This window comes from Methylicorpusculum sp. (genome assembly GCF_030651835.1).
Classification (GTDB): Bacteria; Pseudomonadota; Gammaproteobacteria; order Methylococcales; family Methylomonadaceae; genus Methylicorpusculum.
Window position 1 is genome coordinate 1 of record NZ_JAUSBX010000040.1, and the last position, 24,059, is coordinate 24,059.

Annotated in this window: 18 protein-coding genes; 10 read left to right on the top strand and 8 right to left on the bottom strand. The window is 47.7% G+C overall.

Translation table 11 applies throughout. The annotated features are described in order from the left end of the window. Positions 1 to 657: 657 nt before the first annotated feature. Both Q7V32_RS04945 and Q7V32_RS04950 read left to right on the top strand, forming a co-directional pair. Positions 658 to 852 (top strand): transposase, encoded by a 195-nt coding sequence (locus Q7V32_RS04945; RefSeq protein ID WP_304895871.1) that lies wholly within the window; start codon positions 658 to 660, stop codon positions 850 to 852. Positions 853 to 861: 9 nt separating this feature from the next. Then, the gene (locus Q7V32_RS04950; protein ID WP_304895872.1) at positions 862 to 1,278 is read left to right on the top strand and encodes a transposase; all 417 of its coding nucleotides are present in this window, start codon (positions 862 to 864) and stop codon (positions 1,276 to 1,278) included. Between the two features lie 185 nt (positions 1,279 to 1,463). Here the strand turns inward: Q7V32_RS04950 and Q7V32_RS04955 are convergent, their stop codons facing one another. The 4 genes from Q7V32_RS04955 to Q7V32_RS04970 are packed head-to-tail and all read right to left on the bottom strand — an operon-like array spanning position 1,464 to position 8,089. Then, complete coding sequence (locus Q7V32_RS04955; protein ID WP_304895873.1) at positions 1,464 to 3,089, bottom strand: EAL domain-containing protein; 1,626 nt, start codon at positions 3,087 to 3,089, stop codon at positions 1,464 to 1,466. Beyond that, entirely contained in the window at positions 3,089 to 3,544 is a 456-nt protein-coding gene (locus Q7V32_RS04960) for a response regulator (protein ID WP_304895874.1), read from the bottom strand. The genes Q7V32_RS04955 and Q7V32_RS04960 overlap by 1 nt, the downstream gene beginning before the upstream one ends. Before the next feature lie 25 nt (positions 3,545 to 3,569). After that, the gene (locus tag Q7V32_RS04965; RefSeq protein ID WP_304895875.1) at positions 3,570 to 4,904 is read right to left on the bottom strand and encodes an ATP-binding protein; all 1,335 of its coding nucleotides are present in this window, start codon (positions 4,902 to 4,904) and stop codon (positions 3,570 to 3,572) included. After that, on the bottom strand, positions 4,865 to 8,089 hold the full coding sequence (locus Q7V32_RS04970; protein ID WP_304895876.1) for a PAS domain S-box protein: 3,225 nt from the start codon (positions 8,087 to 8,089) through the stop codon (positions 4,865 to 4,867). Before Q7V32_RS04970 ends, Q7V32_RS04965 begins: the two co-directional genes overlap by 40 nt. Here Q7V32_RS04970 and Q7V32_RS04975 point away from each other — a divergent pair. Beyond that, positions 8,088 to 8,381: a hypothetical protein gene (locus Q7V32_RS04975; RefSeq protein ID WP_304895877.1), complete on the top strand. Its 294-nt coding sequence runs from the start codon at positions 8,088 to 8,090 to the stop codon at positions 8,379 to 8,381. The two genes, Q7V32_RS04970 and Q7V32_RS04975, sit on opposite strands and share 2 nt — an antisense overlap. A gap of 503 nt (positions 8,382 to 8,884) precedes the next feature. Here the strand turns inward: Q7V32_RS04975 and Q7V32_RS04980 are convergent. Next, positions 8,885 to 9,040 (bottom strand): hypothetical protein, encoded by a 156-nt coding sequence (locus Q7V32_RS04980; RefSeq protein WP_304895878.1) that lies wholly within the window; start codon positions 9,038 to 9,040, stop codon positions 8,885 to 8,887. A 185-nt stretch (positions 9,041 to 9,225) separates the two neighbouring features. On the opposite strand from Q7V32_RS04980, the gene Q7V32_RS04985 reads away from it, so the two are divergent. Beyond that, the gene (locus tag Q7V32_RS04985; RefSeq protein WP_304895879.1) at positions 9,226 to 9,678 is read left to right on the top strand and encodes a YaiI/YqxD family protein; all 453 of its coding nucleotides are present in this window, start codon (positions 9,226 to 9,228) and stop codon (positions 9,676 to 9,678) included. A gap of 172 nt (positions 9,679 to 9,850) precedes the next feature. Here the strand turns inward: Q7V32_RS04985 and Q7V32_RS04990 are convergent, their stop codons facing one another. Both Q7V32_RS04990 and Q7V32_RS04995 read right to left on the bottom strand, forming a co-directional pair. Further along, positions 9,851 to 11,197 (bottom strand): sigma-54 dependent transcriptional regulator, encoded by a 1,347-nt coding sequence (locus Q7V32_RS04990; RefSeq protein WP_304895880.1) that lies wholly within the window; start codon positions 11,195 to 11,197, stop codon positions 9,851 to 9,853. Next, entirely contained in the window at positions 11,194 to 12,669 is a 1,476-nt protein-coding gene (locus Q7V32_RS04995) for an ATP-binding protein (protein ID WP_304895881.1), read from the bottom strand. The genes Q7V32_RS04990 and Q7V32_RS04995 overlap by 4 nt, the downstream gene beginning before the upstream one ends. Positions 12,670 to 12,922: 253 nt before the next feature. Here Q7V32_RS04995 and Q7V32_RS05000 point away from each other — a divergent pair, with 253 nt between their 5' ends. The 6 genes from Q7V32_RS05000 to Q7V32_RS05025 all read left to right on the top strand — a co-directional run bounded on the left by Q7V32_RS05000 (position 12,923) and on the right by Q7V32_RS05025 (position 23,199). Continuing rightward, positions 12,923 to 13,648 carry a hypothetical protein gene (locus Q7V32_RS05000; RefSeq protein ID WP_304895882.1) on the top strand — a complete coding sequence of 242 codons (726 nt, stop codon included), beginning with the start codon at positions 12,923 to 12,925 and terminating at the stop codon, positions 13,646 to 13,648. Between the two features lie 540 nt (positions 13,649 to 14,188). Next, complete coding sequence (locus Q7V32_RS05005; RefSeq protein WP_304895883.1) at positions 14,189 to 15,022, top strand: VacJ family lipoprotein; 834 nt, start codon at positions 14,189 to 14,191, stop codon at positions 15,020 to 15,022. Between the two features lie 9 nt (positions 15,023 to 15,031). Beyond that, positions 15,032 to 17,308, top strand: a complete 2,277-nt coding sequence (locus Q7V32_RS05010) for an alpha/beta fold hydrolase (protein WP_304895884.1) — start codon at positions 15,032 to 15,034, stop codon at positions 17,306 to 17,308. A gap of 104 nt (positions 17,309 to 17,412) precedes the next feature. Further along, positions 17,413 to 18,555 carry a thiolase family protein gene (locus tag Q7V32_RS05015; protein ID WP_304895885.1) on the top strand — a complete coding sequence of 381 codons (1,143 nt, stop codon included), beginning with the start codon at positions 17,413 to 17,415 and terminating at the stop codon, positions 18,553 to 18,555. Further along, the gene (locus Q7V32_RS05020; protein ID WP_304895886.1) at positions 18,552 to 20,855 is read left to right on the top strand and encodes a 3-hydroxyacyl-CoA dehydrogenase/enoyl-CoA hydratase family protein; all 2,304 of its coding nucleotides are present in this window, start codon (positions 18,552 to 18,554) and stop codon (positions 20,853 to 20,855) included. Before Q7V32_RS05015 ends, Q7V32_RS05020 begins: the two co-directional genes overlap by 4 nt. 52 nt (positions 20,856 to 20,907) lie before the next feature. Then, positions 20,908 to 23,199, top strand: a complete 2,292-nt coding sequence (locus Q7V32_RS05025) for an acyl-CoA dehydrogenase (RefSeq protein WP_304895887.1) — start codon at positions 20,908 to 20,910, stop codon at positions 23,197 to 23,199. Between the two features lie 313 nt (positions 23,200 to 23,512). Here the strand turns inward: Q7V32_RS05025 and Q7V32_RS05030 are convergent, their stop codons facing one another. Beyond that, positions 23,513 to 24,046: a chemotaxis protein CheW gene (locus tag Q7V32_RS05030; protein WP_304895888.1), complete on the bottom strand. Its 534-nt coding sequence runs from the start codon at positions 24,044 to 24,046 to the stop codon at positions 23,513 to 23,515. Positions 24,047 to 24,059: the final 13 nt, after the last annotated feature.

The window sequence follows — 24,059 nt, forward strand, 5'->3', positions numbered from 1 at the left end:
TCGCTGGTATGGCGGTGCTCGCATTCCAGCTCGTCGAGTTCTTCTTGTGTTAGATGGTAACGATTTGACATAGGTTGATTATAAACAAATCAGTCGGTTATCGCCTACTCCTAAACCTAATTTTGATTTGCGAGGAGTATATATTAAGTAGCCAAGTACAAGTTGTCCCAATTCCAGCTGCTGTATGGCTGTTTGGGACTGGTTTTTTAGGCTTATTAGGTTTAAAAAAACGTTCTCAAGCTTAATCTCATCGTCAATTAGCAGATCGTCTGTACCGAATCAGATACAAACGATCTGTCTTGAAAGCTTGGCTTGTTGGTTTTAATGGCTCATTTTTTTCATATCAGGTTTGCGTTAACAGGATCGGTCCCCTTATTCAAATTCTTGAGATTTATAGTACTTTAGAAACAAAATTTTGCCTGACAGTCTGGAGCGTAAAGTGTCGAAAGGACTGGTATTTGCCAGCATTAAAAATATAAATAGTGAATGTCGATTTAGGGTTTCTATGTTGAGATTAACATAGAAACCCTGAAGCAATCACACTGTCAATTACGATTGTCTTTGAAGACTGTAGAATCAGGTTCTGTTGACGTTTTACCAATGGTGTAAGGTCACTCAATTTGTTTGGTATGAACAGAGCGGTATTGAGTGAGGGGAATGGAACCGGATATTGGTCTATTTAAGGCGATTTCTTTATGCCTGTTTATGGATATTGCGCTCGAGGCGCAGTGGCGGCTACTCCCGCCAGCCTACGGCAAATGGAACAGTATTTTCAAAAGGTTTTCCCGTTGGTGCGCGAATGGCTCATGGGACAAACTGCTTGGCTTCGTGTCCGAAGGAGCTGATCTGTAAGACATTTCCTTGAATGGATCGAACATTAGGGCGCATGCCTGTGCCGATGGTGCGAAAAAAAGTTCAGCAACCGCGAGAGCCCTTGGGCGGTCAAAAGGTGGATTCGGCACTAAAATACATGCCCTCTGTGATGGCTTGGGGCTTCCCATCAAATTGGCCCTGACTGGCAGGCAGGAGGCCAAATGCAAGCAGGCCATCTCCCTATTGGAAAACGTCGGGGCTTTGGAGGTTTTGGCCGACAAGGGCTATGACACCAACGAGCTGCGGGAATGGCTAAAGGCACGGGGAATAAAAGCGATCATTCCGCCAAAATCGAACCGGACAGAAGAAATTGACTGCAATTATTGGCATTATAAGGAACGGGCATGTGGTCGAGTGCTTGTTCGGCAAGCTCAAGCACTACCGCAGAGTCGCCACCCGTTATGAGAAAAAAGCCATCAATTACATGGGGATGCTTTCGTTTGGGTCGGTTCTTTTATGGCTTCGATGAAACGTCAGAAGAACCTAGCCTTAGTATGTATCAAGATAAGTATCCAAAATGGCTTCTAAGTCGTAAATCATCATCGGCTTGGCGAACAAGTACCCCTGGAAAGCTTTACAGTTAAGGCTTTTTAGTAATTCGAGTGCTGTTTGGTTTCTATACCTTCCGCAACTACGCCCATGCCGAATTGTTGACCCATACTGATCATGATCTGGATCAGAAATGCATCATTGCTATTAGTGGGCGCGCGGTCGATAAAGCTGCGGTCGATCTTGATCTCCGTAAATGGCAATTGTTTTAGATAACTGAGCGACGAGTAGCCTGTGCCAAAATCATCCAGCGACAATGCGAAGCCGAAAGCGTTGAGTTGATCCATTTTGGCAATCGCGTCATCGACATTACGCAGTACAATGCTTTCGGTGAGTTCGAGCTTAAGTTTTGAACCGACAATCCCAGCCTGCTCGACAGCATTTTTCACAAGAGTGACGAAATTGTGCTGAATAAACTGAATAGCGCTGACGTTAACCGCGATTGTTAACTGTTTGCGAAATGGACATTTCTCCCATGCTTTAATCTGGGTACAGGCCGTTTCCAGCACCCACTGACCGATGGGTTCGATCAACCCGGTTTCTTCTGCTAAGGGAATGAAATCGGCTGGGGAAATCAAGCCTTTGTCCGGATGGATCCACCGAATCAACGCTTCAACACCCAAAGGACGGCTTTGACTGTCAACTTGCAGTTGATAATAAAGCTGAAATTGCTGCTTGCAGATGGCTTGTCGTAACGCATTTTCCATCGCAACTCGCTCTTCGAGGGCTTGTTGCATGGTGGGATCGAAGAACCTTAGCGTGTTACGACCGGATTTCTTCGCCTCATACATTGATGTATCGGCTTGAGTTAGCAAGTTATCCAGTTGACTTTTTTCGCCATGGAACAAGGCGATGCCGATACTGCAAGATGAAAAGTACTCATGCTCGTTCAAGCTGTATGGCTGACTGAGCGCAGTGACAATTTTGTCCCCGACCAGTTTGGCCTGGATCGCCGCATGGTCAGGGCATTGATCCTGATTTTCCAGAATCACCACAAACTCGTCACCTCCCAACCGGGCGACAGTGTCCTCTTCCCGCACGCTGGTCTTCAATCGTGTTGCCACCTGTTTGAGCAAAATATCACCGTAATGATGACCTTTAGTGTCATTAATGTTCTTGAAATGATCCATGTCCAGGTAGAGCAAAGCGCCGTATTGTTTACTGCGTGCACTGGTTAGTAATGCGTGCTCCAGCCGGTCTATCAACAAGCGGCGATTAGGGAGCTGTGTCAGTGGATCATAAAAGGCCAAGTGGCGAATGGTCTTTTCAGCTTCGCGTTGCTGGCGACGAACTACGGCATCGCGTAATTCCCGCTCAATGGCTGGAGACAAGCGCGCCATATTGTCTTTCATGATGTAATCGCTGGCGCCGGCTTTCATGGCTTTAACCGCTGCTTCCTCACCGATACTGCCGGATACGATGATGATCGGAATGTCGAGTTCGGTTTCGCGCACCATACGCAAGGCTAATTCGGAACCGAAACCCGGTAAGCTATGGTCGGTGATGATCACGTCCCATTCGTTGTGCTTTAGTGCGTTGCACAGCCCTTCGATGGTGTCGACCCGATTGATATCGGGCTGATAACCGCCTCGCTGTAGCTCCAGGCTTAATAAGATGGCATCGTCTTCAGAATCCTCGATTAACAAGACCGATAAAGGCTTTGTCATTAGTTTCTCCCTGATGTAGGTGGAGGCGTATTGACGACCAACCAATACAAGCCTAACTGGCGCACTGCTTCCATGAACTGCTGAAAATCAACTGGCTTGCGGATGAAACTATTTGCGCCGAGTTGATAGCTGGACAAGATGTCGCGATCTTCGCTGGAGGTGGTAAGAATAACCACTGGCTGCAGTTGGGTGCGAGGGTCGGAACGGATGCGTTTCAATACTTCCAAACCGTCCAGTTTCGGCAGCTTTAAATCCAGTAATACTACTTGCGGCTGGATATCGATATTGCGGTCGCTGTAAGCGCCGGTTCCGAACAAATAGTCCAGAGCCTCAACGCCGTCACGTGCAACCACTACATCGTTAAGAATATTGTTTTTACGCAATGCTCTTAGGGTCAGCGCTTCGTCATCCGGGTTGTCCTCGACCAGAAGGATAATTTTGTCATGGGTATTCATGCTTCACTCCTCGGAGGCACGTCGGTTAGGGATTCCCCGATTCGGGATCTTCGTTTGGCACAGTGAAATAAAATGTGGTTTTCTTGTCCAGTTCGCTCTCAGCCCAGATTCGGCCACCGTGACGGTGAATAATACGTTTTACTGTGGCAAGACCAATGCCGTTGCCCTCAAATTGTTCACGATGATGCAGGCGTTGGAAGGCGCCAAATAATTTATCGGCGTATTGCATATCAAAGCCGACACCATTGTCGCTGACAAAATAAATCGTCTCACCGTCTTGCTCAAAACTACCAAACTCAAGCCTTGGACAAGCTTGTTTGGCACTATATTTCCAGGCATTGCTTAACAAATTTTCCAGCGCGACCTTAAGTAATCCGCCATCGCCAGTGACTTGCAGACCGGTTTGCACAACGGTTTCAACATGGTGTTCAGGCGCGGCCTCCTGTAACTGTCGCAAAACCAGCAGCGCTAAATCGCTCAAGTTGATCCGTGAGCGCTTCAGCATGGCCCGGGTAATACGCGATAGTTTTAGCAATTCGTCAATCAGATCACCCATCCGCTGACTAGAGGCCCGCACGCGATTGAGATAGTCGCGACCCGTATTATCCAGTTTGTCTTGATAATCTTCGAGCAGTGCCTGACTAAAACCGTCTATACCCCGCAGTGGCGCCCGTAAATCATGCGATACCGAATACGCAAACGCTTCCAGTTCCTGGTTAACGGCCTCCAATTCGGCGGTACGTCTTTTTACCATAGATTCTAGATGATTTCGATACAGCAAGAGCTCATCCTCGATCAACTTGGCCTCTGTGATGTCCTGAACAGTACCTATTGAAAGAACCGGCATATTCGATTGATATAGCGTCTTGCCGCGTTCTCGAACATATTTGATAGCTCCATCGGCCATAAGCAAACGATGCACCATGTTGTAGGCCGAATGATTGTTGACTGACTCGGTGTACGTGGCATTGACCATTGCTCGATCATCGGGGTGAACGGCATCCAGAAAACCTTCGTAAGAAGCGGCAAATCGTGCAGGGTCGATTTCGAAAATACGGAAAACCTCGTCTGACCACACTAATTGGTTCTGGATTAAGTCAAGTTCCCAACTTCCAATTTGGGCCAGCCGCTGCGCCTCCTTCAACGAAGCCTCGCTGGCGCGAAGTTTATCTTCCACCCGTTTACGCTCACTGATATCGCGAATAAATGAAAAGAAACGTCCGCCTGAAACTGGCATATACACTGTACTGACTTCCACCGGCCATACAGAACCGTCTTTTGCACGATGTTGGGTCTCAAAAACAGCCTGTTTAGCCTCAATTAATTTCTGGATACGAGCCGCGATGTCCGATGGTGACATGGTGACATGGTGGCATCGACATCCCTGAGGCTCATGGACGTCAACTCTTTTTGAGTGTAACCGGAGCGCTGGCAATAGTTGTCACTGACTTGAAGCAGACAGCCGTTGCTGTCAAACAACCAGAAACTGTCAGAGGAGGCTTCGATGACGCCACGATAAAATGCCTCCCGCTCGATCAATTTTTGTTCTGCCAGCTTGCGTTGAGTAATGTCCCGGACAATGGCAATGAAACGTGGTGATTCATTGGCGGGTGCCACATACTGCAAGGCAATTTCCACATTGATGTCGTGGCCGTCTTTGTGTCTATGTACCGTCTCGAAATGATGGCCGGAGATTTCGCCGGCCAACATCGGGGCAATCATGGTCCTGAAACGGGTTTCGTCAAATTCGGGTTTGATATCCAGTGGCGTCATATCCATCATTTCATCGACTGTGTATCCGACTTGGTCGAATGCGCCTTTGTTGACGAAGAAAAACTTCAAGGTTAGCGGGTCGAACATAAACACGCAGTCCTGGGTCAGATCCAGTGTGGTTTTAAAACGCTGTAATTCTGCTTGGATTTGCTTATTCTCGCTAATATCCAGACACGAACCTATGTAACCTACGAACACACCATCCGCGTCATAACGCGGCAAACCTTGGTCGATGATCCACCGATATTCACCGTCATGGCGACTCAGGCGGTATTCCATAGAAAAAGGCTGCCGGGCATCAAAGGCATTAAAATAAATTGAAAGGCAGCGTTCTAAATCGTCCGGATGTACTCCTTCAGTCCAGCCGTTGCCCGTTTCCTGTTCGATCGTACGCCCGGTAAACTCCAGCCAGCGCCTATTAAACCAATCACAGCACTTATCGAGACCGGAGTGCCATAGCAAAGCCGGTGAGGCGTTGGCAATCGTATCGAGTCTATGCAGCATTTGACGTTGTAGTTCTTCACTCCGTTTACGTTCGCTAATATCCAGAAATGACGCCATCATGGCGATGGGCTTGTCATTTGCGTCAAAGGCAAGGCTTGCCGAAATATCGACATCGAACAACTCACCCTTTTTATTTAGTCCTGTGAACTCCCCACGCCAAGACCGGCCGCTGTTTACCAGGGCCACCATGATTGCTTGTGCTTTGTTGGGATCCTGCCAAAAGACCGTCGCGGATTTACCCAGGATTTCCTCGGCGTTTTGATAGCCCCAAAGTGCTACGAAACTGTCATTAACGTAAGTCAGGTTACCTTGCAAATCAGCCATGGCAATGGCATTTAGCGACGTCCGGATGGCATTATCACGAATACGCAAAGCCTTCTCGGCGTCTTTGCGTTCACTGATGTCGGTAACACTACCGCGGATCAGTTGGCGGCCGTCTGATGGCATACGCAATAGCCTAACTTCTGTAGGAAACGGTTGTCCGGCCGCATTGACATGGACAAATTCGAAAATAGGCATGCCTCCAGCCAGCGCCTCGTGAATTTTTTCAGAGGCAAAATCCATTGTCTGGCGGTCGTTGGATTGGGTAAGCGGCATGACATCTTTGAGTCCGCAGCGTAAAAATTCAGCGCGGGACATACCAAACATTTTCAGTGCTTCACTGTTGGCATCCACAAATAAACAGGAGTCAGTATCCAGAACCACGATGCCCTCCGGGGCATATTCAACTTGAAGACGGTAGCGCTGTTCGCTTTCAGCCAAGGCTTTTTGTGCGCTCCTCAGTTCGCTGATATCACGCATCAACGTGGACAGGAATTGGATGTTACCCTCTTCGTCACGGTGCACCAAGATAACCTGAGAAACGGGGATTTCACGCCCATCCGCGGCTAACAGCGCAGTTTCCCCCTGCCATGAGCCATAAAGTTTGGCGCTAGGTATCCCTTGTTCCAGGATCAATTCGTAAGCCCAGTTGGGATGGACATCGGGAATATTCAGTTCGGCAACAGACCGGTCACCAAGCCCCAGCAAGGCGCGACCAGCGCGGTTTATATAAGAGATGTTGTTGTTTAGATCAGCGGTGCTGATAAAGTCAGTGGTTGTCTCCAGGATGGCAATCAAACGGCTGCGCTCAGTTTCGGCCATTTTACGCTGGTTTGCTTGCCGTCTCGATTCGGCCATTACCAGTACTAGCAAACCAAGACCGGTTACCAGTGTAAATGACAAAGCGATTAACGTAGTCTTTTGGTTAGTATAAGCCTGGTTCTGTAGTTGCTCGACCATTTTCGTTTCGGATCGGATGAAATCATCAATTTGTGTCCGGATCTGTTGATTTAAGTGTTCACCTTGGCCAGCCGCAACGGCTTTTGCCGCGTCCTCAAGTCCACGGTCTTTGCGTAACTGAATTTTCTCATCGCACAATTGGATACGATGCTTGATCAAGTATTTTAGTTTAGACAGCTTTTCCTGTTGATTTTCACTGCCAATCAATTGCCGAATTTCCGCAAGATTTGAATCTAATCGGTTTCGAGATGATTCAAGCGGAGCGATAAATTTTTCTTGGCCGGTCAGCACAAAGCCACGGTAAGCGGAAATGTTGAATTCGATCTCGGTAGCAATATTTTCCAGTCTCAATACGATCTCGTGCGTTCGGATGTGACGGGCATTAACCTGAGACATATGCCTCCAGTTGGCGACTGTGGCTGCGACGCACAGTAACAGCAATATCAGCGCAAAACCGAAAATGATGCTCGGCAGTTTTTTGCGTAATTTAGCTAATACGCCCACGTCGATTGTGGCCGCTAATATGCCAGTCGACACAACCAGAAATCCCAGGACGGTATGGATTGCCATGGGTTTATATGCGGGAACAAACGGCACTGAATCAAAGCCTAACAGATAACCGAGGATAGTTATAAACGGCACTATGGCGAACACCAGCGTCAAATATTGGGCGATTGCCAGGGTTTGACGAGACCTGAGCAGCAAAAGCATACTGCCTAAAATTGAAAAGCCTAAGGCGGATTGCGGGGTCATCCGTGCCGGATGCAAATCATCAAAAGAAGCGCCGGGCGCTACCCGGAATAACAGTTGATCGACGCCAAGATCTTGGTCAAAAAGATATTGGCTGAGAGTAATGACTCCCAAGAGCAGCAGCAAAAAGGCTGCAGTTCTACTTAGCCGTTGAGGAATCCACCCGAATTGAGTGGCAGGCGAAATACTCAAGGCAATGCCGCTTAGCAAAAAACCGGCAGCGGTATTGGGTTTCATGGAAATTAATCCAGGCATTACGCTTTTTAGCGCAACGATATTAAACACCCAACCGCTTAAAACTATGAGCCCCAGGCCTGCGCTAAAAATCCCGGCTGCGCGGCTGATGAACAATGGAGAAGTGAAATGCATGTTACGACGCCGTTATCTGAAGAATATGAAATTCCTTGGCCAAGAACCGATTAAATCCTCAGGCAAGCATGCATCATCTGACAACACGAAGCAAGCGGTTATGGGTTTATTAATCCGGCGGTTAATTGCCCTCTTCCCCTTCGAAGACATTGCCCTTTAAAGCTTAGCCGAGTTTAGTCGGAACGGGATGCCGGGAAAAAATAGGATCCGGTTAATAGTCGTATTTTCCATTACACGGGCTCCTTACCCTCCTGTTGCCGCCTAATAAATGTTGACTTGAGTTTAAATGACTTTTTTGGTTCCGGCTTAGTGAGTGCATGTCCGCATTGGCGCCACTCCCCTTTGTGAAGCAATACCGCGATTCTTTGGGCATCACCTACATTTTTCCTTCACGCAGAACAATATCAATGGCTGGGTTTCCTCTAGCTAGCTGAATACCGCGCCTTTCGCCCCCCACCGCTGCAAGCGAAAAGCTGAGCTGTAAGTTGTTGAATGACACCTTCCAGCATTGCACCCGACATTAGGCGTAAATCCTTGAATGACTCTTTTGGATCGTAACAAGACGTTCTAGTCCTATCCAACCTAGCCATGAAATATCCGAAAGTCAAATTCCAACCACTTGATCAAGTTCAAGGATCAAGCTTGTCGGCCTTCATTCCAACCTCATTTTGCAAATAGCCGTAATAAGAATGGCCGCCATGCATACACATGCTCTTCCCTAACCGATTTATCCAATACTGCTTTAAAAGCGATATCGGCGAGCTGATAGGGAACAATTTTCGTCAATCCGTTCAGAGATACCGCTTTTAACGTTATCATGCACGCGGATATTTACATTTTGTGATTATTCAGCGATGCAACAAAACAAAGGTAATGCGATGTGTTGGTTGGATTGGCGATAGTCAAGCCAACATTTCAAGGCCGTGGGGTTAATTGTTGGGTTGCGAAAAACATGCGACCTATGCTGAATAATTACTACATTTTTTCTGATCTAAGGTTTATTTATGCAGATATGGGTTGATGCGGACGCTTGTCCGAAAGCGGTCAAAGACATTTTGTTCAGGGCTGCCGAGCGCACTACGATCATAACGACCCTGGTCGCCAATCAGTTTATTCAAACGCCGCCCTCGCGCTATATCAAATTCATGCAGGTCAGATCCGGCTACGATGAAGCTGATAACGAAATTGTCAAAAGTTTAAGCGCGGGCGACCTGGTTATTACGGGCGACATTCCGTTAGCGCACGATGTCATTGGCAAGGGCGGTCACGCAATCAATCCTCGTGGAGAACGTTACACCCTGGACAACATCAAGGAGCGCTTGAACATGCGTGACTTCATGGATACGCTGCGGGGCAGCGGAATCGATACCGGTGGACCGTCTGCATTAAATTCGCGCGATATACAGGCATTTGCCAATCAACTGGATAAGTTTCTGGCTCAATTCGGCAAAAATTAAAGGAATCCAGCAATTCCCAGTTTGAACTTTTAATATGGCTTTAAGGAGTGACGTAAGCCTTGCGAGGAACGCCAAAGACTCATCCATGAGGGCTTGACGGCAGCATCCCTGATGCCGACATCCTCGCAAAGCTTATGCCACCCCTTTTTTATCGTCAAACTGGGAATTGCTGCTAGCCTAGCCTTCTGTACAAGGTGCTGCGATCGACACCTAGCAATTTGGCCGTCTGTATTTTGTTGCCGGCGGTTTTCTCCAGCACATAATTGATATAAGCGCGTTCAACATCGTGTAAAGTCCACCCTTGCTGCAACGCATTTTGCAAAAAGCCTTCGGATTCCGGAAGCTGTGAAGCTTGCGCCAAATCTTCCAATAACAACGTATCGTGCTCTGTCAGTGCGATAGCGCGTTCCAGAATATTAGCCAGTTCCCGTACGTTACCCGGCCAATGATAAGCTCGAATCCAGCGTAAAACTTCAGTTGAAATAAGAACCGGCGAATTTTTTCCCATCCGCAAACTGATGCGCTGGTTCAAGGAATTAACCAACTCATCAAGATCTTCCTTGCGTTCCCGCAGGGGTGGAATGGTGAGATTGATCACATTCAGACGATGATAAAGATCCGCGCGGAATAAGCGCTCGTTAATCCTCTGCTCCAGAGGTTGGTGTGTAGCAGCAATCAATCTGACATTGATAGCTTTTTCTCGGGTATCTCCCAAAGCACGCACTTTTCCTGTTTCTAGTACTTGCAGCAATTTGGGTTGAACTTCCAAAGACAATTCGGCAATTTCATCAAGAAACAATGTTCCTGAATCGGCTTGCTCGAACAATCCAGCCCGGTCCTCCCGGGCATCGGTATAAGCCCCCTTACGGGCGCCGAACAACTCACTTTCCACCAGCGCATGCGGCAGCGCAGCACAGTTGATTGCTATAAACGGGCCGTGACTACGAGGACTTAAATCATGAATCCAACGCGCTATCGCACTCTTTCCTGTGCCGCTCTCGCCGGTTAACATCACCGTTGAATCGACCGCTGCAGCACGTTCGGCTAACTTCAGCATCTGCCGCATGCCCAGGCTTCTGGCAATAAACACGGAACCACTACTGTTGCCTTGATTAGATCCTAATCTCACCGCGGTTCTGCGCATTTGCCTATCCTGTAAGGCTCGCTCAATAGCCTTTAACAACTCCTCTATACGAAAAGGTTTAGCGATAAATTCGCAGGCACCGGCTCTGACACTCTGCATGGCCAAATCGACGCTGCCAAAGGCTGTTATTAATAAAACCAATTGTTCAGGGCGACGCTGATGAATCGCGGCCATTAAATCCAGCCCTCGCATTCCAGGCATTTCCACATCGGAAATGACCAGATCAAACGGCTGTGCGGCTATGGCATCCAGGGCCGCTTGGGTTTCAGTAAAGCCCGCTACTTTATATTTCGCAAGTAGCAACATGTCCACCAGATAATCAACCATGGCGGCATCGTCGTCGATGACTAACAAGCGGATTTGTTGATCACTCATGGATAAGCCTTTAATGGAATGTCAACTGTAAAACAACTTCCTAAACCTAAATTTGACTCCGCAGCCACTGATCCACCCATTTCAGTCACAATCGTTTTAACCACGGCCAAACCCAAACCGGTTCCTCCACAATCAGCTCGAGTCGTAAAAAAAGGCTCAAAAAGCTGGGTCAAATGTTCGGGAGTTATGCCTTTACCGGTATCGCTCACCTTGAGTTGTAAGGAGGGAATAGTCGACCCGGCTTTAAACATTAAGTCTTGATGTAAATCAACCCTGATGCTCCCGCCCGGAGCTCCAGCGGCCAAAGCGTTACTGACCAGATTCAGCACGATTTGCTGAATGCCATCTTTATCGATCTTAACCCTTGGCAAATCATCGGCTTGATTGAATTTCAACGCGATGTCTTTGTTACGCGCTTCATAAGTCAACATGTCCAACACTTCGGTTATTACCATCGCCACATCGCAAGGAGCCGGATCAAGAGGACGATGACGCACAAAATCCAAAAGGCGTTTCACGATCCTGGTCATCCGATCAGTTTGAGCAACCAATATCTGCGCAATACGGCGAACATCGTCAGGTGTTGTATCGGATTCAACCAGCGCCCGGGCTCTTCCGTTGATAATTTGCAGCGGCGTACCGATTTCATGAGCCAAACCGGCCGATAACTGTCCAATGGTAATCAATTTATCAGCATTCTGCAGCGCTCTCTGCAAACTGCGTTTATGTTGAGTTTCGACCTCTAATTGCCGATAGGCCTCACTGAGCTCAGCAATCATCCGGTTAAATTCTCGAATCACACGGGTAAGTTCATCATTACCGGCCACTGGCAAAGGTAACGGCGGCAGATTGCCGTCTCTAAAATCACGCATTCCCTGCCCAAGCCGCTCTAAAGGCCTTGCAACAGTCAGCCGCACCAGCACAAAACAAAACCCTGACGTCACCAATACAAAACTTGCCAGCGTAATCAAAATAGTGCGCTCTGTAGCTTGTAAATCCTCATTCATGGGATCCAATGAACGAACGACCGTCAGATTACCGAGCGTCACGTTTTTCCGGTCGATAAAAGGCTGGGAAAGAAACAACAGATTGGGTTTATCAACAGGAAAATACAACAAGCGCGTTTCACCATTCCGTGCAATCTCTAACAAAGTCTGTTCAAGGCTATCAGGCCAGTCCCGGATTTCGGCATCGGAATGAAGCACTTCGCTATCACTGATATAAACGCGAATATGAATGGCCGGATCTATGCGTTCCAATTGTTGAAGTAATTTCTGTACATCCTCTATCTGCTGGTCGCGCAAGGCATTTTCTACCGACACCTGAATACTGGATGCTAAAATTTGCGTTTCTTGTTCCATCGCTATCCGCAAATCCTGGCGCTCAGCACGCAAATGAATTGCGCCGTAGATGCCGAACACAAAGAAACTCAGTGCGACCAGGGAGAGTGTCAGTTTTTGAACGATGGACATGCGTAACGCCGGAAACCATTAAAGTGATGTATTTTGAAACAGGCATGTTGCAAAATACAACAGTCTTTTACAAGTTATTTTTCGTTACCCGCCTATTCAACGATCACAAAAGCCCATTTCTTTATGGCATAAACTTTGCCTTTATTTGATTACTTTATGAACACATCAAAAAATATTTCCTTCTCTTATGCCATTTGCTTTTAAACGTCCAGCCGTTTTAGCAGGATACTTTTTGCTGATAAAACGAGCCCTGATGATTTTCTTTTTTTTCCTTTCATCGGCGGCCAGTCATGCTAATACACCGGCTAATGATCCAGGCGATGCTGCCATTAGCAGTGGAGCCCCTCATATTCCGGAACCCATGGTGTTTGACCTGGTAAGGCCACTTGGCGTCAAGCAAGGTGAAGCTGAAGCAAACGTTCTGGTCAGTCATTCGCTCAGAAACGGCTTTACCGAGTGGGCCCCTGAATTTGAATTCAGTTTTTTGGACGATTATGCAATTGAATTTGAATTACCCTTCGACAACTTGTCGTTGAGCGAATACAAACTCGGCTTGCAGGGAACAATAGGCACACTATTTAGTAATCATTTTATTCATGGGTGGCAGATTCTTTTTTACCACGACCGGCACCAACAAAAATACAGTGCTGATTGGCTCTATCTGGCCGGCTACCGCTGGAGCACAGGCATCAGCACATTTAATATGCTAGGTTTACGGCGCGATGATTTTGAGAAAAACGGTAAGTATGTCGGCGTCTTTAACACCAGTGTGTTTTATGACTATTCTGAAAAACTGACATTGGGTATTGAATTAAACACCGAGTTTGAAGAACACTCACATTGGAAATATCTACTGACACCCCAAATACATTGGGATTTCAACCAGAATGCGACACTGCAATTTGGCTTAGGCGCCAGCCAAACTGACGGCAAAAATACCGAATGGTCAGGCACTTGGCGCATGGTTTATGCTTTTTAAAGCGGTGCTGTTTAAATGGATCTTCTGTAATATTTGATGACTCACTGAAATATGCCCCCTGCGGATGAAAAGCGCCATTCAGCCCCCACATCACCATTACTTTGCCATCGACTCGTAGAGAAACGGCCTCACAACAACCCGCCCACTGTTTTCCATCCTTTTTCGAAATTTTCGTGAACCTTGACAGTGAGTAATGTCATTTGATAATAAGAAAATAATGTGTTTATCCTGATATCCTAAGAGACAGTTACATGAAATGAAACTGAACCGTTTTAATAATTTCCTTTAGCAATTTACAGAATTGATTAGGCACTCAGGACTTTTCACACTTAAAAACTGAAGCTTACAAAATATTTTTCAGCTATAAGCAACTGATTTTAAATCCATAAATACTCCTTGAGAACACTTCGAAACAAAGTTAAATCACTTCTTTTACACCTTTTAGCAGCGCGAAGATTCGACACCATTTGAGTATATTTATTCTGCGATATCGCCTAAACTGACTACCAAGTTTTATTTATAACAGGACTTTTTACCGCTATGACTACACGTCGTTTGATTCACAAACCAATCCTAACGTCAATCAGTGCCGTATTTTTAGCTGCATTACTCAACGGTTGCAGTTCCAATCCAACTAATCCGGATGACCCATGGGAAGGCTGGAACCGTGGCACACATGACTTTAACGATGGCGTCGACCGGTACGTATTGAAACCGGTTGCCAAAGGCTATGAAACAATTACACCGGATATTGTCAGTCAGGGTGTAACCAACTTTTTCAGCAACATCGATGATATCGGTGTTTTCATCAATGATGTGTTTCAGCTAAAAATGCTGCAAGCGGGCAAGGATTTCAGCCGCTTCCTGATCAACACATCTGCCGGCGTAGCCGGTTTTGTCGATGTCGCCAGCATGGTCGATTTACCTAAAAACAATGAAGACTTTGATCAGACCTTAGGTTATTGGGGCGTTCCATCAGGTCCTTACCTGGTACTGCCGTTTTTTGGTCCCAGCTCACCGCGTGGCGTGGCCGGCCTTATGGGCGATGCATTGATGGATCCGCTTAACTATGCCATGTTTGCCGGTGCGGCAGTCAGCGCAGCCTCATCAGCCGCCAATGCATTAGAGGTCACTGATCAACGCGCAGGATTGCTTTCTACTGAAAAAATGGTGAATGAAGCATCCGTCGATCGCTACGATTTTATTCGTTCCTCTTATCTGCAACGCCGCAACTATCTGATACATGACGGCAATGTGCCGGATGAAGAAGGCGATTTATTGAGCGCTGATGATCTGAATGGCGACTTTGGTGAGGGGGATGACGATGACAGCGCCCCGCACCATCTCGAATTGAGCAGCCCGCCTCAAGAATAATGGGAAACTATGCCCCAAACCTCCTATCCTCTTGACTGGTTTGATATAGACCCGGCGGTTTACGAAAGAACAGCATCGCTATTCGGGTCAGTCAAAAGCATGCTCGGCGTAAAAATGAAACTGCACGCGCAGAATCAAGCCGAGCGAGGGGATATTTTTTTATTCAACCATTTTTCTCGTTTTGAAACATTCATTCCGCAAATCCTGATTCACGAAAAAACCGGCGCATACAGTTGCGCCGTAGCTTCGGGCGAATTTTTCAAAGAAGACACTCTCCTGTCCCGCTACTTAAAATCAGCGGGCGTTTTTCCCCATGATCACCCCCGTCTCTTTCCTCTGCTGGCAAGTCAGATTTTTCGTGGCCGCAAAGTCATTATCTTTCCGGAAGGCGGCATGGTTAAAGACCGGCGTGTTATGGACAAGGAAGGCCGTTATAGTATTTTTTCTCGGATAACCGGGGCTCATCGTAAACATCACACCGGCGCGGCCGTATTGGCTCAGGGTATTGAAGCGTTTAAAGCCACCATCCGCAATGCCTATTCGAACAAGGACTATGCTCAGTTACAGCGCTGGAAAGACGAACTGAGACTCGACAGCCTGGAACAACTTTTGATTGCCGCAATCAAGCCCACATTGATTGTTCCGTCCAATATCACTTTTTACCCTATCCGTGCTTCGGAAAATTTATTACAAAAAGGCGTGGAGTTGATATCCAACGGCCTGAGCCTACGCCAAACCGAGGAGCTTTTGGTCGAGGGCAACATTCTGCTGAAAGATACTGACATGGATATTCGCATGGGCACGCCGGTTGATCCTTATGAGGATTGGCATTGGTGGAACCGCCATCTGCTGACAATGGTCAAGTCCGAGTTCAAATCCTTGGACGATGTATTCAAACTACACACTGCCCCCAAAAACTGGAAACAAAGACTGCTGGGGTTTTACTTTAAAAAAAGCGCCAGCAACACACGCAACCGGTATATGGTTAACATCTACGCCAATGTGACGATCAACTTAAGTCATATTGCCGCAAGCCTGATTATGCATTGCGTCAGAACCGGCCAGCAAAAAATCGACAAGGACCGCTTTTACAAAACGCTTTACATTGCGGTTAAACACCTACAAAACAACACGCGTATCAACCTGCACAGAAGCCTTCTTAATCCTGACGACTATATTGACCTGACGCAGGGACTCAGCAAACGTTTTAAACAGTTTATTTGCGTCGCCAAAGAGAGCAAACTGATCACTGAAGATGAAACAAACTATCATTTTCTCCCGAAATTATGTCAGGCGTATGATATCGATACCATACGCATGGAAAACCTGATCGCTGTCTATAACAACGAAGTCTGGCCGATTTACGATGTCCGAAAAACCGCTATTCAAGCATTGACTGAATATCCTCATACTTCTGCCCGGCAAATGGCCAGTTGGCAGTTTGAAGATGAACTTCGGGCTTTGCTGTGGGAACAAAAGACCTACCGAAAAGCGCGTTACGACGATATCAACCGGAAAGAATCAGCAACAGCCGATGCATCCCCTTATTTGCTGCATCCCGCCCATTCAAATGGCAAAGGGGTGCTTCTTATTCATGGTTTGCTGGCAAGACCTGCAGAACTGCGGAATTACGGCGAACATCTGGCCCAGCAGGGCTATACGGTAATGGGCGTTCGCCTGAAAGGTCATGGCACCTCGCCTTATGCGCTTAGGGCACAGGCGATGGAAGACTGGTTTGCGTCCGTCGTTCGCGGTTTTAAAATTCTCAGCGCTTATACAGACCGGATAGCCGTGGCCGGTTTTTCTACCGGAGGTGCGCTCGCACTTAAACTGGCGGCGCACTATCCGGAGCACATCATCGGTGTGATTGCATCCTCTGTCCCGATCAAATTCATGCGCAAATCTTTTATGCTGGTGCCTTTTTTACACGGCACCAATAAACTGGTCGAATGGGTTTCAAGCTATGAAGGCGTAAAGCCTTTTATCGAGAACGATACTGAACACCCGGATATTAACTACCGTAACACACCGATTAAAAGCCTTTACGAATTAAGACGTTTGATTTTTGACATGTATGAACTGCTTGATGCGGTTACCGCGCCAACGCTCATCATTCAAGCCGATGAAGACCCCATTGTTGCAGCCTCCGGGGCCAAGGAACTATTTTCTCTAATCGGGTCAAAAGAGAAAGAAATGGAAGTGATTCAAGCACACCACCACGGGATTTTAATGGACAACACCGCCGGCACATGGGCATTAACAGACCGTTTTCTTAATCAATTATAAAGCCACAGCCCAATTTCAGTTCGTTACAGCCCATCCTTTGCTAGCAATACTTCATAAATTAACGTTTTTCCAGGAATTTAATTATAAAAATCAGGAGACGGATCATGAAACAGGTTGTTATTGCAGGTTACTGCCGCTCACCTTTTACCCCTGCCCACAAAGGCCAACTTTCCCAAATCAGGCCGGATGATTTAATTGCACAGGTCATCACTGCACTCGTTAAACGGACCGGTGTTAATCCTGATGATCTCGAAGACCTGATTCTAGGCTGCGCATTTCCCGAAGGCGAACAAGGCCTCAACCTTGCCCGACTGGTCGTTCATTTGGCTGATCTTCCGGTTTCAGTAGCCGGTATGACGCTGAACCGGTTTTGCGGATCGTCCATGCAGGCTATACATATAGCAGCCGGTGCCATTCAAATGAATGCCGGTGAAGCTTTTATTTGCGCCGGTGTGGAATCGATGACACGCATTCCGATGGGCGGATTTAACATGATGCCTAATCCTGATCTTTATCAACGATTTCCCCAAGCGTATATCAGCATGGGTGATACTGCTGAAAATCTGGCTAAACACTATCAAATCGACCGGATAGACCAGGAAACCTTTGCACTGGCCAGTCATCAAAAAGCCTTTACCGCTCAACAGAACGGCGGTTTTTCAGACGAAATGGTGTCCATTTCTCTACCCAACGGTTTGCATATCGCTCAAGATGGCTGTATTCGTCCTGACACCTCGCTGGCCGCTTTGGCAAGTTTAAAACCCGCGTTCTTTAGCCATGGCAGTATTACAGCGGGTACAGCGTCACCGGTCACCGATGGCGCTGCCGCTCTGCTGGTTTGCAGCGAAGATTACGCCGACAGGCACAAACTCAGTAAACTAGCCCGTATCAAGGCCATTGCCGTATCCGGCTGTCTGCCCGAAATCATGGGCATAGGCCCTATCAAAGCGACTCATAAAGCACTCCAACGCGCCGGACTGACGCTTGACGATATCGATATCGTCGAACTGAATGAGGCTTTTTCGGCTCAAGTGCTGGCAGTGCTCAAAGAACTGCCTATCCCTCTGCAAAAACTAAACATCGATGGCGGCGCCATTGCCTTGGGGCATCCTTTAGGCGCAAGCGGCGCACGGATTACCGGCAAGGCGGCCAGTCTGTTGACAAGGGAAAACCGCCGTTATGCATTGGCAACCCAGTGCATCGGCGGAGGCCAAGGCATTGCCACTATTTTGGAGGCTATCTCATGATTATCGAAAAAGCCGCGGTGATTGGTGCCGGCGTCATGGGTGCAAGCATCGCCGCTCATCTCAGTAACGCCGGCGTTCCTGTCCTGCTCTTAGATATTGTGCCGGAAGGCGCTTCACAGCGAAATCAACTGGCCGAATCAGCCATCGCCAAACTACTCAAAACCGAGCCTGCCGCCTTTATGCTGGCAAAAAATGCAAGACTGATCACGCCCGGCAATCTGGATGATGATCTTGAAAAGCTGGCTACGGTCGATTGGGTTATTGAAGCGGTCATTGAAAATCTGTCCATCAAACAAAAGCTCTACCAGCAATTGGAGGGCATTTGCCCCGAAACTACCTTAATTTCGTCTAATACGTCCACTTTGCCACTCAAATTGCTGATGGCAGATGCGCCGGAAAGTCTTAAACGAAGATTCATGATTACTCATTTTTTTAATCCGCCTCGCTATATGAGGTTACTTGAACTGGTTTCCGGCGCGGAAACCTTGCCCGAATTCCAGCAGGCAGTGACCGAATTTGCCGATTTACGCCTGGGAAAAGGTTGTGTGATATGTAACGACACGCCCGGTTTTATTGCCAACCGCATAGGTACTTTCTGGATTTTATGCGGATTACAGGAAGCCCGCAAACTGGGCCTTAGCGTTGAAGAAGCCGATTTGGCTATCGCCAAACCTTTCGGCATTCCCAAAACCGGCATTTTTGGCTTGCTGGATCTGGTCGGTATCGACCTTATCCCTTTCATAGTCAAAGGCTTCAACACGATGTTGCCGGAAAACGATGCATTTCGGAAACTGGCTCCTCTGCCTGATTTAATCCCTAAAATGATAGAGGCCGGCTACACAGGCAGAAAAGGGAAAGGCGGATTTTACCGCTTGCTGCAGATCGAGGGGCAACGCATCAAGGAATCCATCAATCTTAAAACCGGCGATTATGCTATCAGCATTAAACCGCAGATGGACTTAGCCCACGATCTGAAGATACTGCTGTCCGGTAACGATAAAATCGCCACGTTCTGCTGGAACGTCATCTCTCAAACGCTTTGTTATGCCGCCTCCCTGCTGCCTGAAATTGCAGAGGATCCCGTTGCCGTGGATACGGCAATGAAACTGGGCTTCAATTGGACTTACGGACCGTTTGAATTGATTGATCGCATCGGAGCCACCGGATTTTGCGATCGCCTGATTCTGGAAAACAAATCGCTTCCTGCCTTGCTCGCAGATCGCAAACCGTTTTATACCGCTGACAATGGCAGGCTTTACTGCAAGGATTTAGCGCGACAGTATCAGCCGGTTAGACGACCGGACGGGGCTTTGCTGTTGTCGGACTGTAAATTAACAAACTCACCGGTTTTACAAAACCGGTCAGCCAGCCTCTGGGATTTGGGCGACGGCATTGCCTGTCTGGAGTTCCACAGCAAAATGAACACGCTGGACATGGACACCATGACCATGATCCGAAAAACCATCGACAAAATCGGTAAAGAATTTGCTGGCTTAGTGATTTACAACGAAGCCGAACATTTTTCTGCCGGTGCGAATCTGTCATTATTGGTCAACGCCATCAAGGAAAAAAACACTGTCGCTGTTGCCGATCTGATCCGCGTCGGCCAACAAACCTATCAAGCCTTAAAATACGCCCCTTTTCCTGTGGTGGGTGCGCCTTCCGGGCTGGCATTGGGCGGTGGCTGTGAAATTCTGCTGCATTGCGATGCGATTCAAGCTCATGCGGAACTTTATATGGGTCTCGTCGAAGCGGGTGTCGGTTTACTACCCGGATGGGGTGGCTGCAAGGAATATTTGCGCAGACAGTTAGACAACAAAAAACGATTCGGAGGTCCGATTCCTCCAGTCAGTCAGGCATTTGAAACCATAGGCATGGCAAAAGTCTCCAAATCGGCATTCGAAGCGAAAACGTTGCTGTTTTTATCACCCAGCGACGGCATTACAATGAATCGCAACCGCCTTTTAGCCGACGCAAAAGCCAAGTCATTAGCCATGTCCTCCGAATATCAGCCGCCAGAGCCTTATCACTACAATCTTCCGGGTAAAACCGCAGCCATTTTATTGAATATGGCAACTCGGGCGATGCATCTCGTTGGAAAGATCACTGCCTACGATACCGTCATCGCGGATCATTTGGCCCAGGTTTTGAGTGGCGGCGACTGCGATATCACCCTGCCATTAACTGAAGAAGACCTGTTGTCTCTGGAGCTGAATGCTTTTTTGGCACTCACTCAAAATCCTGAATCGCTGGCAAGATTGGAACATATGCTGCAAACCGGCAAACCGCTCAGAAATTAGCTGATAAATCAGTGATGCAAAAGCCTGGGGTACACCCGATTAAGGAACTCACATGAAATGGTTATTTACATTACCCGCTGTTCACTTAAGCACCGCATGGATACCTGCCCTGCGTCGCTCGTTGATCAGCAAGCCGGTTTACAAGGCAATGAAAAAGGCCTTGCCGCCCCTATCGCAAACCGAGTTGGAAGCCCTGGAAGCTGGCAATACCTGGTGGGATGCAGAACTCTTTTCAGGCAGGCCCAACTGGCAGGTCTTGCAAAATCTACCCGCTGCCAAATTGACGACCGAAGAACAGGCCTTTATTGAAGGTCCAGTAGAAACCTTATGCCGGATGCTTGATGACTGGGATATTACTTTCAACCGGAGGGTTCTTCCGCCTGAAGTATGGGATTTCATCAAACGCAACAGATTCTGCGGCATGATAATCCCCAAAACCTACGGAGGTCTGGAATTTTCTGACTATGCTCATTCGCAAGTCGTCATGAAAATCGCCAGCCGCAGCATCAGTGCCGCAGTCACGGTCATGGTGCCCAACTCATTGGGCCCTGCCAAACTATTACTTGATTACGGCACTGACGCGCAAAAAAAGCATTATTTATACAAACTCGCGGCTGGTGAAGAAATACCCGCTTTTGCATTGACGGGGCCTTACGCCGGAAGCGATGCCGGGGCGATGCGCGATACGGGTATTGTTTGTTATGGTACGTTCGAAGGTCAGGATAAGGTTCTGGGTATTCGTCTCAATTGGGAAAAACGTTACATTACTCTGGGGCCGATCGCCACCGTTTTAGGGCTGGCGTTTAAATTGTATGACCCTGATCATCTGTTAGGCGAGAAGGAAAACTTAGGCATCACCGTTGCTCTGATTCCAACCCATACACCGGGAATTTCAATCGGACGCCGACATTATCCTTTGGACTCGGCTTTTCAAAACGGACCCAACTGGGGCAAAGACGTCTTCATTCCCTTGGATTGGATTATCGGTGGCGTTGAACAGGTGGGTAAAGGCTGGAAAATGCTGATGCAAAGCCTGTCGACGGGGCGTGCCATTTCTTTGCCTGCGCTAAGTACCGGTGGCGCTAAATTTGCCTGCCGCAACAGCGGCGCTTATGCGCGTATCCGTAAGCAATTTAACCTGCCCATCGGTGAATTTGAAGGCGTAGAGGAGCCTTTGGCGCGCATGGCTGGTGAAGCCTATATTCTGGATGCCGCGCGCTCTGTAACGGCTGCGGCGATTGATCACGGCGAAAAACCCTCAGTTATCTCCGCCATCATCAAATATGAACTGACCGAACGCATGCGCCGCGTTATCAATGATGCGATGGACATCCAAGGCGGCTCAGGCATCTGTTTGGGGCCGCGCAACTTCATGGGCCGTTTGTATCAGGTGATTCCGGTCAGCATTACAGTGGAGGGCGCGAATATATTAACCCGCACGATGATGATTTTCGGCCAAGGCTCGGTAAGATGCCACCCGTTGATTCAGCAGGAAATGGCCGCGTTGCATTTAGCCGATAACGGGCAGGGCTTGCTTGAGTTTGATAAATTGTTGGCTCAGCACATCCATTTAACACTGCGCAACCTGATTTACAGCGCTTGGTACGGTTTCAGCAATGCCTGGTTTTCAGAAGTTCCCGGCGATAAAAATACTCGCCGTTATTATCGCCAGATTGCCAGACTCAGCGCCGGTTTTGCCGTATTAGCCGACTATGCATTACTGACATTGGGCGGTGCTTTAAAACGGAAAGAACGTTTATCCGGACAATTTGCCGATGCATTGAGCCATTTATATTTATGTTCCGCTGTACTTAAGCATTACCAGAATCAGGGCAACCGGGTTGAAGATTTGCCATTAGTCGATTGGGCCTGTCAGACAACGTTATACAGTGTCCAACAATCCTTGTTGGCCATTTTACGAATAGTACCTTACCGAACCTTATCCTGGTCTCTCAAAATCTTGATGTTTCCATTAGGCACTCCCAATGAACCACCTGACGATGAACTCATTCATAGAACGGCCTCTATTTTATTATCGGACTCTTCAAGCCGTGATCGACTGACGCAGGGCATTTATATCAATACCCAAGAAGACGACCCTACCGGCCGTATCGAAATCGCGTTCCAAGCTGTTCTTGCTGCCGCTCCCGTAGAAATCAAAATTCGCCGAGCACAAAAAAATCGCCAGCTAACAAAAGGCGCAATCGAGGATGTAATGCTAGATGCAATAGATAAGCATATCATCAGCCGGGAAGAGGCTGAATTACTTCATCAAGCAGAAAGAGCCCGGTTTAAAGCCATCAGTGTCGATGATTTTGCCAGAAACGATCTGGAGCACCCATAGCGCTTCCAGGTGAATGACGAAATGTCCGGGAGGGAAGCAGCAATTCTCAATTTGAAGGGAAAAAAGGGCGGGGGGAAGCTTTTTGAGGATGTCGACAGCAGGGATGCTGCCGTCAAGCACCCATGGAAGGGTTTATGGCGTTCCTCAAAAGGCTTTTCCCAGCCCAAAATGACGCCGAAAAGATCAAACTGAGAATTGCTGGGAGGGAAGCTCAAATCCCATTCCCTAATTTTGATGTACTTAGATGTCATTAAACCAGCCACGCTCTTTATCGGAAGCGTGGCTGGTTTAAGAAGCTTTCCTGTGGCGAACTTCAATCTACCAGTTGTTCGTTGTTCAGACCGCTTAACTGAGACAACTCTTCCAACGATAAAACATGGTTTATCGCCAACAGAATAATGAACACATCACCCACACGAGCCATAGCTTGAATAAAGTCAGTACGAATGTCGGTACCAAAATCAGGAGCGGGCTGGATATTGGTTGGCGGGATTTCCAGAATTTCCCTTACTTCATCCACCAGCATTCCTATCATCTGCGGGCCTTCCAGCACGTCCACTTCGACCAGAACAATGCAACTGCGCTTGTTGACCTCCGCGCTATGATGTTTAAGCCGCGCAGATAAATCGATTACCGGCACAACATTACCTCTTAAGTTAATGACACCATGAATATAGTCAGGCGTCAGAGGCACATGTGTAACGTTGGCTATCTCTATGATTTCCTTGACATCGAGTATATTGATAGCAAAATTCTCCTTGTCAACCAGAAACGTAAGGAATTGTCCAATTTGTTCCTGTACCGCTACTGCATTTTTGCCATTTTCTTTTCGGATCAGATTACTCATGGTCTGTTCTCCA